Below are 13016 nucleotides of genomic sequence, written 5' to 3' on the forward strand. Positions count from 1 at the left end.
GTAAATTTGTGTAACAACAAATTTTTTGCAAATGTTAAAAAAAGGATCCAAATTATATAGCATTTTAACAGGAACCTGTCCCCGATGCCATCAGGAAAGTATGTATGTAGATAAAAATCCGTACAACATGCTCAATATCTACAAAATGCACGAACGATGCAGCCACTGCGGACAACCTTATAAAATTGAGCCATCATTTTATTTTGGTGCAATGTATGTTAGCTATGGATTAGGCGTAGCAATAGCCATTGCAGCCTTTATAGTATCCTTCGCATTTATAAAAACCAGCCTTAAAACGGCGTTTATTGTAATAATTGCTGCGCTGATTATCCCTATGCCTCTTATTATGCGAATATCCCGAAATATCTGGATAAACCTTTTTGTTAGCTATGATAAGAACTGGAGAGAACTTAAGAAACCTTAAACCGGTGCAAGCCGACTTCACGCCTAACAGGTTCCCCTGTAATAATAGAATCATATAATTCCTTAGCCATAGACGGCCCGAGCATAACACCTCTTGTGCCCAATCCATTTAGTAAGTGTACATTTTTGTGTTGCGGATGCGTACCTATTAAAGGCTTGCGGTCTTTGACTGTTGGCCTTATACCTGCCAGGTGCTCTAATATTTCATATTTACAGGTAATTAGTTCATTAAGCTTTTCAAGCAATTCATTTTTACCTGCTTCTGTAGGCGTAGCTGTTTTATCATACCACTCGTAAGTAGCGCCAACTTTATAAATATCCCCTCCAACCGGAAGAATAAATATACTAGCGTTCACAGCTATATCAAGTTTTAAATCTGGTGCTTTAATTAGCAGTAATTCTCCTTTAGTACCGTCCAAAGGCAAATGCCTAAAATATGGATTGGCATGAATACCGAAACCCTCCGCGAATAAAATATGCTTAGCTGCTATACCCTTGTATGAAACATGATCTCCTTCCACAACCAAGTCGGAATGATTAAAAGTATCATTTATAAGCAAATCAATACTAGTAAGATATTTGCGATACCCATCAAGCAAAGCTGAAGTATCTACGTACCCTGTATGCAACACTTTACCAAAACCAAATGGTGCAGGAAGGCTGCCAAATTGATCATATTGAACTTCCGGAAAAAGGAAAGGCTCTAATGAAGGTTTGTCAGCAGCCTGAAACCAGTTATTCTGTTCCTCGATAGACGCAAATTTTCTATAAACAGGTAGTGGGTAGTCAAATTTTACATTGATCCTGTTATGAACCCTCTCATAGAAAGGAATCATATAATCAAGATGTATTGCTGAATCCTGAGGTAAACTGAAACGTTTTAAAACAACAGGATTATACAACCCTGCAGCTACCCTGGAAGAGTTTTGGGAATCATCATTAATAACAACAAAAGATTTCCCGTTTTCTATAGCTGTCTCAGCAAAACTAATCCCGGCAAGTCCCGCCCCGATAATTAAAAAGTCTTTCATTGTGTAAAAATAAAAAACTCTTACCACAAGGGTAAGAGTTTTTATTATTTAGAAGATATACTAATTAGTAGTTCCACATATCCTGCTCAAAGTTACGTATCTTATCTTTGATACGTTCTGCCTCAAGCAATTGTAATTGTGAATTATCTTTCATGTAGTCTTCGATAAGCCTGTCTCCATAAACATTCTCTTCTTTAACTATGTTAGAACTAAAACGTCTAGAGTTAAGTAAGTGATCAAATGTTATAGGTAAAGCCGAGTTTTTCTCATTAAACGCTTTTGCTTTGTGAAGAACGTCTCTTGCTCCAGGGTAAAATACCCAGAAAAGCTCGATCGGTTCAGCTTCAGATCCCTGTCTTAATTTAGTAAGGGCATCTACAGCCATTGGGCAAATACCAAGAATCCTGTACTTCATTTCACCTTGTCTCTTATCAAAATACCAAGTACCAACAATTTTATATTTGGTAACATCGGCACCTGTAAGCTCAGATGTAGTATAGTGTTCGTCAGTAAGTAGACCTTTAGCTTTTAAAGCTTCTTCAGATTTACCCGGATTTTGGTTCATGATCTCACGTCCGTAATCATTTAATTCTTTAAAGAAGAAAACCGACTGGATATCATCACCTGTTTTTTTCCTGGTAAAATAAGAGTCATCATAAACCTGAGTTAATGATCCATCTTTGATAGCAGAAATTAAAACACTGAATAGTGACCTTCTATCGCTACCTATGTTATCCTCAATAGGAAAATACATAGGAAAGTTAATTCTCTGGTCAAGATCTATTACTTCCCAAACTTTTCTGGCAAGCAAAACATCCCTATCACCCACATAACCGTAAGGCAGCGGCTTATCATTATCTAACGAGTCCTGCGCTGAGGTTTTTTTACCTATCTCATCCGGCGTTTTTGCGTTTAATAGGTTAGACTGCCCAAAAGAGCTTGCCACACCAGCAAAGAATAAAGCCGCTAATAAAAAATTTCTGCTATTCATTATTTTAATTTTAAACTGTAAAAGAAAAACGTTCTTTTAGATCAAATTATTGTACTTCCCAAGCGAATGAAGAAGACCTAGGTGGTTTATAACCTCCAGCACCTGTGATTTTAGTTTCTATGTTGTTGATAACGATAACGTCACCTCTTTTAGCTTTACCGATTGCAGCAAGAGCTTGAGCACCAAATCTGGCGCCTTGGTTAATGATTGCAGGGCTTCCAGGAACATAGATTTCAAATGATTCTACAGAAGTTTGGATATCAAACACGAAGTCAGGGAATGATACATTAACTGTAGAAGAAGAAAGGTCATTTTTATTTCCTTTAGCAGAACCTACTTTACCTCTTAGCATCGGAACCGGTGCAGGAATTGGCCTTACATTAAATGTCTTTTTAGAAGATACTGAAGATCCATCAGGTAACTTACCTGTTACAGATACAATAGCAGTAGTTCCAGAAACACCTGTAACATTCCAGTTATACTGACCTGATTTAGATCCTTTACGGAAACTACCACCAGCTGTTGCATTAACATTGTTATCAGATATACCAGCAAATGAAACAGTCATTGGGTTTTCAACACCACGGTAAACCGAGTTCATTTTGTCTGCAGAGATTGTAGCCTCATTTGGACGAGGTACAACTACATAGCTTCCTTCAATTGGAATTGGCACTTCTTTACCACCTTCCATGAAAACAAATTTACCAGTAATATCATGCTCTCCAGTACCAGCAGCACCGAAAGAGAATTTAGCCTGTCCGTTTTCAATTTTAGCTCCACTACCGTTTACGCTAACTGAAGTTGGAACTGTATTCTCGTCATAACGACCAAGTACTACCCTACCAGTTACAGGCTCACCAGAGAAAAACGCTGATTTATCTGTAATAACGATAGCTTTATATTTAGTCATTGAAACTTGAGAAGTAAGGTTACCTTGTAGCATAGCTCCTAATACTTCAGACTCTGTAGTCTTAACATCAGCCTGTAATTGAGTTAATTTCGTTAAAGAGGCAACCATAGGGAAACCTTTATAATGATAATCTAACCAGTCAATTTTAACACCATCCCTGTTAGTTACTTTATCAGTATTAAATTTAGCTTTAACACTAGCAGCAACGTTAGGAACAGTTGCAGCAACACCCTCTCTGAATGCAGCTATCTTGTCAAGGAAAGCCTGACCTTCTTTAGAAATCTTATCTCCAGTGAAGAATTTGTTATCTAAGAAATCACCTTTATCCATAACCTCATAATCCTTAGGATTTTCCACTCCTTTAAGCATTTCTGCTTTAAGGCTTGTAAGGTATCCGTTAAGATCATCAGCTAATACTTTTACTTTATCAGCATTTGCTTTAAGGGCAGCATACTGTTTTGCATTTTCTTTAGCTTTATCAGCAAGACCAGACATAAAAGCCTCGTTTCTTGCAGTAGCGTCAGCATTAGATGCCTCTAATTTTTCGTTCATAAGACCGAAAGCGGATAGTACCTCTTTCGACATATTTAAAGCCAACATGGCGATGAAAACCAGATACATCAGGTTAATCATCTTTTGCCTAGGGGTTAATTTTCCTCCTGCCATTTCTAATTAGTTGTTTTGGATTTTGTTAGTTATATATAAAATACTAATTAGGCTTTGTTACCCATAGCAGAAAGCATACCACCGTAAACATTGTTTAATGAAGCAATGTTTTGAGTCATAGACTGCATTTCTTGTTTTAGTTTAGAAGCATTGTCAGCAATTTCTTTGTTAGCTTCAGCATTACGAGAAGCACTTTCTAACTGCACTTTGTAAAGGCTGTTTAGAGACTCCATCTGAGCTGCAGCTGTAGACATTTCTTCGCTGTATTTTTTCTGAGAAGCGATTGAATCCACAGTAGGAGCAATTCCTTTAGCAGCAGATTCGAAGTTTTTGATGCTGCTTCCAAGGCTTTCCATTAGCGCGCCATCAATTTTAGCTTCTTTTAAAAGGTTGTCAAGTTTTTGAGAAAGTAAACCTTGAGCTTCAGCAGGGTTTTCTTTTTTAACTTCTTTTTTCTTAGCCTCACCACCAGCTAATTCAGGGTAAACAAGAGACCAGTCCAACTCGTTATCTACAGGTTCGAATGCAGAAAGCGCAAAGATCAATGCCTCAACGATAAGACCAATAGTTAACATTAGGTTACCTGTTAACGGTCCGATCTCGATGTGTGTAATTTTGAAAAGAGCACCTAGGATTACAACAGCCGCTCCCATTCCATAAGCGAAATTCGATACTTTTTTGCTTAAAATTGCCATAAAATTTTCAGTTTTTAGTTAAGTTAATTGTGTGATTAGAAAATATTCAAAAAAATTTGAGTTGGTTTAATTTTTATTGGTTGGTACCTGTATTCTGGGTACCCATGTAATCCTGTACTGTTCTGAAACCAATATAGCTTCTTGCAGAGTCAGCATATTCCCAGTCTCTTGTACTTACCTGAAGAAAGTAAGCAACATCTTTCCAAGAACCACCACGGATTACCTTACGTTTGTTTGATTGATCTGGCACGTTAGGGTTCATAGTAGAAACATATTCGTATGAAGAAGCATCATAAGAAGAGTCTGTCCATTCCGCTACGTTACCAGCCATATTATAAAGGTTATGATCATTCGGATCGTAAGACTGAGCCTCAACAGTGTATAAAGCACCATCAGCAGCATAGTCACCTCTGTTTGGTTTAAAGTTAGCTAAGAAACAACCACGGTCGTTTTTAGCATACGGACCACCCCAAGGGAATGTAGCCGACTGAAGACCACCTCTTGCAGCAAACTCCCATTCAGCTTCTGTAGGAAGACGGAAAGAGTTCACAAACTGTCTCTTTTTAGCTTTTTGGTATGTATTCTTGTTAAGCGTTCTCCATGCACAGAAAGCTTTTGCTTTTTGCCATGTAACACCAACTACAGGATACTCACCGTAAGCTTCGTGCCAAAAGTAATCGTTATGCATAGGCTCGTTATATGAATAAGCAAAGTCTTTAATCCAAACAGTTGTATCAGGATAAACCTCAACCTGTTCATGTTTCATATACTTACTTCTTTTAGACCTTGTGTTCTTAGATTTATCTTTTGCTGCTGCATCAATATCCATCCAAGAATAACGGAATACAAGTTTAGAAACATCAATAGTCCTTAAACCATTGTATGATTCAGATTCCGGTAAGTACATAGAATCCATAACTTCAACATAATACTCATCCGGGTATTTCTGAGGATCTGCAAACAATTTCGGCTTATGGTTAAGCTTTCTTCCTGCATACATATCATCATCAGTACCTATGCTATAGTAGTTCTCGTACATGTATTTATCATACGCTGACTGATCTTCTGTATTTTCCTGATCTTTGAACGCATACTCACCTATACCACCTGAGCCAGGCTTTTGCCCCTGCTCGTCTGCAAGTATCGCAAGTCTTGTTCTAATAGTAGAATCTTTAACCCATTCGATAAACTGACGGTACTCACTATTTGTAATCTCTGTTTCGTCCATGTAAAAAGAACGAACAGTTACTGTTTTTGTAGGAGCATCCTGAACATTAGCTAAATCGTCGTCAGACTTACCCATAATGTAAGCGCCACCCGGAACTAAAGTCATACCATAAGGCTTTTCCGGCCTCCACTTTCTTCCTTTAACACCTACCAGTTCCCCTCGGTCACTGGAACCACAGCTGATTAAAAATGATAAAGTTGCTGTTAATGCAATGAACTTCTTCATAAAATTGGGTTATTAATGTAATTCTATTTTTAAGGGCGTAAACCTATTTATTTATTTTTAAAAAAACAATTTTTTTATTAAAAAAACCTAAAGAAAAAGTAAACTATTGAAGAGTTCTGCGAAAACCCTTCCTTTTTGTAACAATTACGTTAAATAATGTTTTTTCTTTGAGCTTTCCATAATCTTTCAGGATACTCGCTATTACAGGCACTCAGGTAATCCTGATAATTACACGGTAATAACGTATTCCTTTTCAATTTATTGCTGAAATCTGACACAAAAGGAACCTCAATCCACCATCTATCAGTCTTATCGCTTTTGTAAAAGATAAGTTCTTCATCTTCTAAAGGCACAATATACTTAATATAGTTCTCTTTGCTGCCAAACGGATACTCGTTAGAACGATAGTGAACCCCTTCTATAAAATACCACATAATCTGGGCAATTAAAGGAGCTTCCTGGCGGGTGTCATCATGGTTGAAAATACCAAATGAAGTAACCTTGTCACTTATTCCTGCATAGCGTGCTAATGTACAAATTTCTTTGCCATCAAAACCATTTGGTATAAATTTAACAATATTACCCGAATCACTAGACTTAACTGACGCTAAATCAACACTTACAATATCCGCGTCCCTAAAAACGGGCTCTGCAATTGTGGGATTTCCACACACTTCGCCAAGCCTGAACGCGTCAAAATAAAGCTTTTCTACAAGATCAATCTCTTCCTGCGAGTTATAATATGTCTGATAACCCAGGTTACTATAATTGAAGAGATTATTAGGCTCATCAACAATCATTCGCGTAAGATATGATGTCGCAGAAATTTCATCTTCCTGGCTGCCAAAATCAAACTTGCTGTCTATAGCGACAAAGTTAACCATCTGTTCCAGTCTGTCGTACGCCCTGTAAAGTGAATAAGACAGATCTTGTGACCCTCCAATGACTACAGGAAGTATATTCTGCTTAATCAACTCTTCTGCGATTGACTTAAGCGCAAAATAAGTATCCTGCTGTGATTCACCTGCAGGTATATTTCCAAGATCAACAACAGCTTTATGCCAGTTACCCGGATAAAGGCTATAAAACTCTTTTCTAACGTAATTAAGATGTATATGGTGATCTTTCTTATCCGAAGCCCCCCTGTTTTCTAAAACACCTATAATTGCTACAGCCACCCCCTGAAGTTCGGGAAACTCGCCTTCGGTATGAAAAACAACTTTATGACCCAATGCCTGTGCCGAACCTCCTTCAATAAACTCAAGAAGCCCGGCATCTATAGGTTGTAAAAAATCAAATATCATTTATTATTTCTTTTTAGCGGCAGTTTTCTTAGCAGGTGCTTTTTTAGCTGCCGTTTTTTTAGCCGGCGCCTTTTCTTCAATCATCGCTTTAACCTTATCAAGGGTCAATGCTGCTGCATCTACATCTTTGCTAAGTTCTATTTTCACTTTACCTTTCAGGATAACAGAACGGCCCCAACGTGCTTTTTCAACGCGGATACCTTCGTCTTCCCAATTGTGAAGCACTTTGTCAATATCTTTTTGAAGTTTATCTTCAATCAGCTCTGTTAAGTCAGACTGCGAAAGACTGTCAAAATTGTATTTTTTGCTAACGTTGATGAATATACCATTCCATTTTATGAAAGGACCAAAACGGCCAACGCCTTTTTGGATAGGCTCGTTTTTATACGTACCGATAGGTGCATCGGCCTGTTGCTTTTCATTAATAAGCTCCTGCGCTCTTTCAAAAGTCACATCAAGCGGATCTTCCCCTTTAGGAAGCGAAATGAAAGTTTTACCAAAACGAACGTAAGGGCCGAAACGACCATTATTAACCTCTACCTCTTCGCCCTGATATTCACCAAGACCCTTAGGCAACAAGAACAACCCTAGTACTTCTTCAAGTGTAATTGTTCCGATATTCTGATCCTGAAGCAAGCTTGCAAATTGTTTATTTTCGTCTTCGGCATCACCTATTTGTGCCATTGGGCCAAATTTACCCAAACGAACACTTACAGGTTTCCCTGTTTTAGGATCGGTTCCTAAAATACGCTCACCCGATTCTCTTTCTGCATTTTTCTCAACATTCTGAACCGTAGGATGGAAATGCCCGTAAAAATCACCCATCATTTTAGTCCAGTCTTCGTTACCCGAAGCGATCTCATCGAAATCCTGTTCTACTTTAGCTGTGAAATTATAATCAAGAATTGTTTCAAAATGATTCACAAGGAAGTCATTCACAATAATTCCGATATCTGTAGGCACCAGCTTACCTTTATCTGAACCAACATTTTCTGAAAGTTCCTGTTCAGAAACAGAAGCCCCTCTTAAACTTAATTGTTTGTACTTACGCTCCTGACCTTCAAAACTACCTTTCTCAACATAATTCCTGCTGATGATAGTCGAAATGGTCGGTGCATACGTAGACGGACGACCGATACCAAGCTCTTCAAGTTTTTTAACCAGTGCAGCTTCAGTATAGCGTGCCGGCGGCCTTGAAAAACGTTCGGTAGCCGTAATATAGTTATTCGCTAACTTTTCGTTTACACGTAGTGCAGGCAGCATACCTTCCTGTTCTACATCTTCATCATCACTCCCTTCAAGATATACTTTTAGGAAACCTTCAAACATTAAAACTTCACCCGATGCAGTGAACAGCTCTTTATGATTATTTGCTTCGATCTTTACATTGGTACGCTCCAGTTCGGCATCACTCATTTGAGATGCCAGCGTTCTTTTCCAGATCAGGTCATATAGTCTTGCCTGATCACGGTCTATATTCACTGTGTGGCGCGACATATCTGTAGGACGGATAGCCTCGTGAGCTTCCTGTGCTCCTTTACTCTTATTAGCAAAATTTCTTGGCTTACTAAATTCTTTACCGTACGACCTGATAATTTCAGCTTCGGCCGCAGCCATAGCATCCTGAGAAAGGTTAACACTATCCGTTCTCATGTAGGTAATAAGTCCGGCCTCATACAAACGCTGTGCAAGCATCATGGTTACACCTACCGGAAGGTAAAGCTTTCTTGCAGCCTCCTGTTGTAATGTAGATGTGGTAAATGGTGCCGCAGGTGATTTTTTAGCCGGCTTAGTTTCAAGATCTGAAACCTTATAAGCAGAACCGATATTTTTATTTAAGAAATCCTGAGCTTCCTGTTTTGTTGCAAAATTCTTTGGCAGTTTTGCTTTTAAAGTTTTTCCTGCTTCGTTTACAAACTCGGCAGTTACGCTATAAGAAGCCTCCGCTTTAAAGTTTTGTATTTCGCGTTCGCGCTCTACGATAAGGCGAACAGAAACCGACTGCACACGTCCGGCTGAAAGTCCGCTTTTTACTTTTTTCCAAAGTACCGGAGACAGCTCGTAACCCACAAGCCTGTCAAGAACACGACGTGCCTGCTGTGCATTTACAAGATTATAGTTAATATCCCTTGGGTTATCTATAGCCTTAAGTATTGCCGTTTTTGTAATTTCATGAAAAACGATACGTTTGGTTTTTGCTTTATCAAGCTTCAGTTCTTCCGCCAGGTGCCACGCAATCGCCTCACCCTCGCGGTCTTCATCGCTCGCCAGCCAAACCATATCGGCCGATTTAGAAAGATCCCTAAGTTTTTTTACCAGTGCTTTTTTATCGGGAGACACTTCATATTTGGGCTTAAAGCCATTTTCTACATCCACCCCTATTTCCTTAGACGGAAGATCAGCTATGTGTCCGTAACTGGACTCTACCTGATACCCTGCCCCCAGAAATTTTTCAATGGTTTTTGCCTTTGCAGGCGACTCAACGATCACTAAATTCTTTGCCATATTGCTTTTCTTTGTGTCGCAAAAGTATATGATTTTTTTAAATATTAGTTTTTTGACTATTTTAAAAATTAATTTTGTGAAAAACTTAGTATATATATTAAGGTGTAAAATTTGAATATCAGGCATTCGCCTGATGTGAAAAACGCATATGATAAAACTTTAATTCTAAATCTGTCAACTTGTCATAATATTGAATTAAATAGTATCTTTGCCCCTTTGAACAGGCACTACAAGAGTGAATTATGGAAAAGATTATTGAAGAAAACAAACAAGGCCAAAGCCTTGTATTAGAGCAAAAAGAAGGTAATACAAAAAAGCTTTTTATTGAAAGTTATGGCTGCCAGATGAATTTTTCTGATAGCGAAATTGTTGCTTCTATACTTGCTAACGAAGGTTTTAATACCACCCAAAACCTGGAAGAAGCCGACCTTGTACTGGTTAATACCTGTTCCATCCGTGATAAAGCGGAGCAGACAGTGCGCAAAAGGCTTGAAAAATATAATGCAGTAAAAAAAATAAATCCGGGAATGAAAGTTGGCGTTTTAGGCTGTATGGCCGAGCGTCTTAAAAGTCAGTTTCTGGAACAGGAAAAAATTGTAGACATGGTTGTAGGCCCCGATGCCTACAAAGACCTGCCTAATCTTTTAAGAGAAGTTGAAGAAGGACGCGACGCAATAAACGTTATCCTTTCTAAAGACGAAACTTATGGCGATGTTGCTCCCGTGCGACTAAACAGCAACGGCGTTACCGCTTTTGTTTCTATAACACGTGGTTGCGATAACATGTGTACTTTCTGTGTAGTTCCATTTACACGCGGACGTGAACGCAGCCGTGAACCACAAAGCATCATGGAAGAAATTACCGATCTGCATGCACGCGGCTTTAAAGAAGTTACACTTTTAGGTCAGAATGTAGACAGTTACCTTTGGTATGGTGGCGGATTGAAAAAAGACTATGAAAAAGCATCTGAAATGCAAAAAGCTACTGCGGTAGATTTTGCTCAGCTCTTAGACATTGTTGCCAGAGCCTTCCCAAAAATGCGCTTTAGGTTTTCTACCTCAAATCCGCAGGATATGCACCTTGAAGTAATTGAAGTTATGGCCAAACACCATAATATTTGCAAATACATACACTTACCGGTACAAAGCGGAAGCACACGTATACTAAAAGAAATGAACCGTCAGCATACGCGTGAGGAATACATGCAGCTGGTAGATAACATATACCGTATAATTCCTGAAATTTCACTTTCGCAGGATATGATCACCGGTTTCCCAACAGAAACAGAGGAAGACCACCAGGATACACTTACGTTAATGGAACATTGCCAGTATGATTTTGGTTTTATGTTCGCTTATAGTGAAAGGCCGGGAACACTGGCTGCAAGAAAACTGGAAGATGATATTCCTGACGAAGTAAAAAACCGCAGGCTTACCGAAATTATTAACTTACAACAGCAAATGGCGCTTAAACGCACGCAGCGTTTTATAGGCCAGGTGGTGGAAGTGCTTATAGAAAAAGAATCGAAACGATCTGCCGCACACTGGAGCGGTCGTACATCGCAAAACACAACTGTTGTTTTCCCTAAAGGAGATTACAAACCGGGCGACTTTGTTAATGTGCTAACCAGTGATTGTACTACTTCTACTTTAATTGGTGAAGCATTAGGTTACTCCGAAATGCAATCGTAAGTTTTGTTTTAAGTTTAAGGTTTAAAGTTCAGGTTCCTAAAAAGCGATAAAAATAATGGAAAGCATACAAGCCATAAAACAGCGATTCGAGATTATAGGGAACAACCCTAAGCTTAACCGTGCCGTAGAAAAAGCCATACAGGTTGCCCCTACCGATATTTCGGTATTGGTTACCGGAGAAAGCGGTGTAGGTAAAGAAAGTATTCCCAAAATTATCCATGCACTTTCGCACAGAAAGCATGGCAAGTATATAGCTGTTAACTGTGGCGCAATTCCCGAAGGAACTATTGACAGTGAGCTTTTCGGACACGAAAAGGGTGCTTTTACCGGCGCAACATCAACCCGTGAAGGTTACTTTGAAGTAGCCGACGGCGGTACCATTTTTCTTGATGAAGTAGGCGAATTGCCACTTACCACCCAGGTACGACTATTGCGTGTACTTGAAAATGGTGAGTTTATAAAAGTAGGTTCATCTCAGGTGCAAAAAACAAATGTGCGCATTGTAGCAGCTACAAACGTAAATATGTTTGACGCCATAGAAAAAGGAAAATTCAGGGAAGATCTTTACTATCGTTTAAGCACTGTAGAGATTATGCTCCCGCCATTACGCGAAAGAAAAGAAGACATTCATTTATTATTCAGGAAGTTTTCATCAGATTTTGCGCATAAATATAAAATGCCACCTATTAAGCTTGATGATGATGCTGTAACGTTGTTGCAAAAATTCCGCTGGGGCGGAAATATTCGTCAACTTCGTAATGTAGCGGAGCAAATTAGTGTTTTAGAGGCTAACAGGAATATCACACTAGCTTCCCTTCGCTCCTATTTACCTGAAGAAGGCAGTAACCTTCCGGCAGTAGTAAGGGATAAAAAACCGGAAAGTGACTTTTCTACCGAAAGGGAAATATTATACAAGGTGCTTTTTGACATGAAAAGTGACCTTAACGACCTGAAAAAGCTTACAATGGAACTGATGCAAAATGGCAACACGACCAAAGTACAGGAAAGCAACAAAGGGCTCATCCAAAAGATATATGGCTCGCAGAATGGAAGTCATGACGATTTTGAAGACCTGCCACGTACCGAAGTATTAGCTCCTCAAAAAGTAGCGCGCCCTGAACCTCCGGTTATTGAACACGAAGAAGAAGAGGATGATGATAATTATCTTTTTGCTGAAACGGTTGAGGAAGAAGAAACACTTCGTTTGGACGAAAAAGAAATAGAGCTTATTAAAAAAGCACTGGAACGTAATAAAGGAAAGCGTAAAGCTGCTGCCGATGAACTTGGAATATCCGAAAGGACTTTGTACAGAAAAATTAAACAATACGATTTATAGCACAATGAAAG

The 13016-nt window shown here is 38.9% G+C and carries 10 protein-coding genes; 3 read left to right on the plus strand and 7 right to left on the minus strand.

The window, feature by feature from the left end; genetic code table 11:
* The first annotated feature begins 31 nt into the window (after positions 1-31).
* Complete coding sequence (locus tag ALW18_06870) at positions 32-424, plus strand: hypothetical protein (GenBank protein AOE52257.1); 393 nt, start codon at positions 32-34, stop codon at positions 422-424.
* Here the strand turns inward: ALW18_06870 and ALW18_06875 are convergent.
* From ALW18_06875 to ALW18_06905, 7 genes are all read right to left on the minus strand, one after another.
* Positions 411-1454, minus strand: coding sequence for an FAD-dependent oxidoreductase (locus tag ALW18_06875; GenBank protein AOE52258.1), 1044 nt, complete (start codon positions 1452-1454; stop codon positions 411-413). The genes ALW18_06870 and ALW18_06875 overlap by 14 nt on opposite strands.
* A gap of 64 nt (positions 1455-1518) precedes the next feature.
* On the minus strand, positions 1519-2445 hold the full coding sequence (locus ALW18_06880; protein ID AOE52259.1) for a gliding motility protein GldO: 927 nt from the start codon (positions 2443-2445) through the stop codon (positions 1519-1521).
* Between the two features lie 46 nt (positions 2446-2491).
* Positions 2492-4021 (minus strand): gliding motility protein GldM, encoded by a 1530-nt coding sequence (locus ALW18_06885; GenBank protein ID AOE52260.1) that lies wholly within the window; start codon positions 4019-4021, stop codon positions 2492-2494.
* 47 nt (positions 4022-4068) lie between these two features.
* Complete coding sequence (locus tag ALW18_06890) at positions 4069-4716, minus strand: gliding motility protein GldL (GenBank protein ID AOE52261.1); 648 nt, start codon at positions 4714-4716, stop codon at positions 4069-4071.
* Between the two features lie 73 nt (positions 4717-4789).
* Complete coding sequence (locus ALW18_06895; GenBank protein ID AOE52262.1) at positions 4790-6169, minus strand: gliding motility protein Gldk; 1380 nt, start codon at positions 6167-6169, stop codon at positions 4790-4792.
* A gap of 149 nt (positions 6170-6318) precedes the next feature.
* Complete coding sequence (locus tag ALW18_06900) at positions 6319-7473, minus strand: arginase (protein ID AOE52263.1); 1155 nt, start codon at positions 7471-7473, stop codon at positions 6319-6321.
* Between the two features lie 3 nt (positions 7474-7476).
* The gene (locus tag ALW18_06905; protein AOE54338.1) at positions 7477-9978 is read right to left on the minus strand and encodes a DNA topoisomerase I; all 2502 of its coding nucleotides are present in this window, start codon (positions 9976-9978) and stop codon (positions 7477-7479) included.
* A gap of 242 nt (positions 9979-10220) precedes the next feature.
* Between ALW18_06905 and ALW18_06910 the strand changes: the two genes are divergently transcribed.
* Positions 10221-11669, plus strand: coding sequence for a (dimethylallyl)adenosine tRNA methylthiotransferase (locus tag ALW18_06910; protein ID AOE52264.1), 1449 nt, complete (start codon positions 10221-10223; stop codon positions 11667-11669).
* A gap of 55 nt (positions 11670-11724) precedes the next feature.
* Positions 11725-13005 carry an AAA family ATPase gene (locus tag ALW18_06915; GenBank protein ID AOE52265.1) on the plus strand — a complete coding sequence of 427 codons (1281 nt, stop codon included), beginning with the start codon at positions 11725-11727 and terminating at the stop codon, positions 13003-13005.
* The last annotated feature ends 11 nt before the right edge of the window (positions 13006-13016 follow it).

This window comes from Flavobacterium psychrophilum (assembly GCA_001708385.1).
Lineage (GTDB): Bacteria > Bacteroidota > Bacteroidia > Flavobacteriales > Flavobacteriaceae > Flavobacterium > Flavobacterium psychrophilum_A.

What these genes read in the sequence shown, in the direction of transcription:
- ALW18_06870 (AOE52257.1), top strand. Translation starts at nt 32, where the DNA reads ATGTTAAAAAAAGGATCCAAATTATATAGCATTTTAACAGGAACCTGT.
- ALW18_06875 (AOE52258.1), bottom strand. Translation starts at nt 1,454, where the DNA reads ATGAAAGACTTTTTAATTATCGGGGCGGGACTTGCCGGGATTAGTTTT.
- ALW18_06880 (AOE52259.1), bottom strand. Translation starts at nt 2,445, where the DNA reads ATGAATAGCAGAAATTTTTTATTAGCGGCTTTATTCTTTGCTGGTGTG.
- ALW18_06885 (AOE52260.1), bottom strand. Translation starts at nt 4,021, where the DNA reads ATGGCAGGAGGAAAATTAACCCCTAGGCAAAAGATGATTAACCTGATG.
- ALW18_06890 (AOE52261.1), bottom strand. Translation starts at nt 4,716, where the DNA reads ATGGCAATTTTAAGCAAAAAAGTATCGAATTTCGCTTATGGAATGGGA.
- ALW18_06895 (AOE52262.1), bottom strand. Translation starts at nt 6,169, where the DNA reads ATGAAGAAGTTCATTGCATTAACAGCAACTTTATCATTTTTAATCAGC.
- ALW18_06900 (AOE52263.1), bottom strand. Translation starts at nt 7,473, where the DNA reads ATGATATTTGATTTTTTACAACCTATAGATGCCGGGCTTCTTGAGTTT.
- ALW18_06905 (AOE54338.1), bottom strand. Translation starts at nt 9,978, where the DNA reads ATGGCAAAGAATTTAGTGATCGTTGAGTCGCCTGCAAAGGCAAAAACC.
- ALW18_06910 (AOE52264.1), top strand. Translation starts at nt 10,221, where the DNA reads ATGGAAAAGATTATTGAAGAAAACAAACAAGGCCAAAGCCTTGTATTA.
- ALW18_06915 (AOE52265.1), top strand. Translation starts at nt 11,725, where the DNA reads ATGGAAAGCATACAAGCCATAAAACAGCGATTCGAGATTATAGGGAAC.